The organism is Streptomyces sp. AC555_RSS877 (genome assembly GCF_019049245.1).
Taxonomy (GTDB): domain Bacteria; phylum Actinomycetota; class Actinomycetes; order Streptomycetales; family Streptomycetaceae; genus Streptomyces.
In genome coordinates this window covers 1-2,772 of the sequence record NZ_JAGMUK010000127.1, presented here as the reverse complement: position 1 = coordinate 2,772, position 2,772 = coordinate 1, and the positions used below count along the sequence as shown (strand labels likewise).

Genomic DNA, 2,772 nt, shown 5'->3' with positions numbered 1-2,772 from the left:
AGGCCCTGTGTGATGTCGTGATCAATCGGCTGTTCGCAACAGTTCTTCGAGCCAGATCATCGAGGCGCGGAGTTCGAGGCCGGCGAGGTAGCTCTCGGGCGTCTTGTCGAAGCGTGTGGCGATGCCGCGCCAGTCCTTCAGCCGGTTGATCAGGCGCTCGACGGCGTTTCGTTCCTTGTAGAGGTCGGCGTCGTGACTGACGGGCCTGCCGCCTCGGCTGCCCTTCTTCTTGCGGTTGGCGGCCTGGTCCTTCTTCTCCGGGATGACTGCCTTGATATGGCGTTTGCGCAGGTAGGCGCGGTTGGCGCGGGACGAGTAGGCCTTGTCCGCGGCGACCGCGCCCGGCCGGGTGCGGGGTCGGCCGACCGGCAGGCGGACGCGGATCTTCTTCAGCACGGGGATGAACTGCGGGCGGTCCGCGGCCTGCCCGGCGGTCACAACGAACGACACAGGCCGACGCCCGCGGTCGGCAGCGAGGTGAATCTAATAGCTCAGCAGTGAGCCCGAGCACGTGAGTGCAAGGGCCCGCAGTGTGGAGTGGAAGCCTGCCGCCGTTCCGGGACTGGATCCCTCAGGTCAGACCGGCTCACACCACCGCGCCGCCGGGCGGAGGCCCAAGGTGGAGCCGGGGACGCGATCCCTTCAGCAAGACCGCGCCCCGCCCGGCGGAACCCACCAGGTTTCATGTCCCCAGCCCGCCGTCAGGGGCCGACCTCTCAGCAGTTCGCGAGCCGTAGAGCTCTCCAACAGACCGAGGTCCCTGACGGTCGCTGGAGACACGAACGGCTCATGAGATGGCGTGCCCCGAGCACTTCTATTAGAGCGCCGCGTGCTCCGCACGGAGCTGACCAGCACATTCACACAGTACGCGGACGGGAGAACGAGGTTGAGCAAGGTCTTCCGCGGCATCGACTGGGCCGAGAACCACCACGACATCGCCCTGGTGGACCAGGACGGTACCCAGCTGGCCAAGGTGCGCATCAGCGACGACAGCGCCGGATTCCACGCCCTCTTGGAACTGCTCGCCCGCCACGGCGACACCCCGGAACACCCCATACCGGTGGCCATCGAGACCCCCCGCGGCCTGCTGGTCGCATGCCTGCGCGCGACCGGCCGGAAGATCTACGCCATCAACCCGCTCGCCGCCGCACGCTACCGCGACCGCAGCAGCGTCGCCCGCGCCAAATCGGACGCGGCTGATGCCCGAGTCCTGGCCAATATCCTGCGCACCGACATGGCCGCCCACCGCCCTCTTCCCGCCGACAGCGAGCTCGCCCAGGCTGTCGCCGTTCTGGCCCGAGCCCACCAAGACGCGATCTGGGACAAGACCCAGATGGCCAACCGGCTCCGTTCCCACCTGCGCGAGTACTACCCGGCCGCCCTCGCCTCGTTCCACGGCAACGGCACCCTGGGACTCGACTCAGCCCACGCCCGCGCAGTTCTGGCCGCGGCGCCCACCCCAGCGGCAGCGGCCCGGCTCACCCGGAGCCAGCTGCGGGCATTTCTGAAGCGGGCCGGACGGCTGCGACGCGGGATCGAGGCCGAAGCCGAGCGGCTCCGCGAGGTCTTCCGCAGAGAGCATCTGCACCAGCTGCCGCAGGTCGAGCAGGCCATGGGCAAGCAGACCCAGGCCCTCGTCCAGCAACTCGACGCGGCCTGCCGCAGCGTGGACGACCTCGCGGCGGCCACTGAGGAGGCGTTCCTCACCCACCCGGACGCGGAGATCATCACCAGCTTTCCCGGCCTGTCAGTCATGTCCGGAGCCCGCGTCCTGGCCGAGGTCGGCGACGACCGAGACCGGTTCGCCGATGCCCGGGCCCTGAAGGCATACGCCGGCGCGGCACCCGTGACACGGGCCTCAGGCCGCAGCCATGTCGTGGTCGCCAGGGCTGTCAAGAATCAACGCTTGGCCTCCGTGGGCTACATGTGGGCCTTCGCCGCCCTCCGCTCAGCGGAACCCCGTGAGCACTACGACCGCCGACGCGCCGGCAGCGAACGGCACACCGCAGCCCTGCGAAACCTGTTCAACAAGCTCCTGGGCTGTCTCTACCACTGCCTGCAAAACCGCACGACCTACGACCCCGAACGGGCCTTCCCCCCGCCCGTCGCACTCGCGGCCTGACCAACGAAGTTGACCTCTAGCGACATGAGATGTCTTGCTGGTCAGCCCGCCGCGTGACCTTCCGAGCAGGGCTTCCCTGAGGCGGAGCCTTCGTCGTCGGCGGACGCGTCGGCGCTCTTCCCGATCGGGCCCGTTTCCGCCGTCCCGCCCGTTCTGTTCCGCCTCGCGTCCCCCTTTTGCCGGGCCTTCTCCTGCTCTGCGGCGGCTTCCTCAAGAGCCTCCATGACGTCCGCGCCGATGAGCATCCCGGCGGCGTCGTGGTGAGCGCGGACGGTCGTGGAGTCCACGCTGACCAGCGGCAAGTCCACCCTGCCCTGACGGGCGGCCTCAGCGATCAGGCCCTCCAGCAGGGCGGTGAAGACACCGGTGTCCCGCCAGACCCGGAAACGTCCGTAGACGGTCGGCCAGGGCCCGAACTCGCCCGGCATCTCACGCCACTGCGCGCTTGTCCTGAACCGCCAGATCACCCCCTCGAACTGATCCCGCAGCCGCTCGGGATACGGGCCGTACTCACCTATCGACAGGTACGGCTCGATCAACTTCCACTGCTCGTCGGTGAGTTGCCTGCGCGTCACGACCGACTTTCTACCCGACTCCACCCGTCGAACGGATCGGATCGGAAAGATGATCACGACATCACACAGGCCCTA

1 protein-coding gene and 2 pseudogenes are annotated in these 2,772 nt (G+C 68.4%); 1 reads left to right on the top strand and 2 read right to left on the bottom strand.

The window, feature by feature from the left end; genetic code table 11:
• Window positions 1-21 precede the first annotated feature (21 nt).
• A pseudogene (locus KUM49_RS37085) lies at window positions 22-483 on the bottom strand (IS5 family transposase); the annotation flags it as partial.
• A gap of 403 nt (window positions 484-886) precedes the next feature.
• Here KUM49_RS37085 and KUM49_RS37080 point away from each other — a divergent pair.
• A complete protein-coding gene (locus tag KUM49_RS37080; protein WP_217241371.1) occupies window positions 887-2,122 on the top strand; it encodes an IS110 family transposase in 1,236 nt (411 codons plus the stop codon).
• Window positions 2,123-2,155: 33 nt separating this feature from the next.
• Here the strand turns inward: KUM49_RS37080 and KUM49_RS37075 are convergent.
• Window positions 2,156-2,697, bottom strand: a pseudogene (locus tag KUM49_RS37075) (transposase); the annotation flags it as partial.
• Window positions 2,698-2,772: the final 75 nt, after the last annotated feature.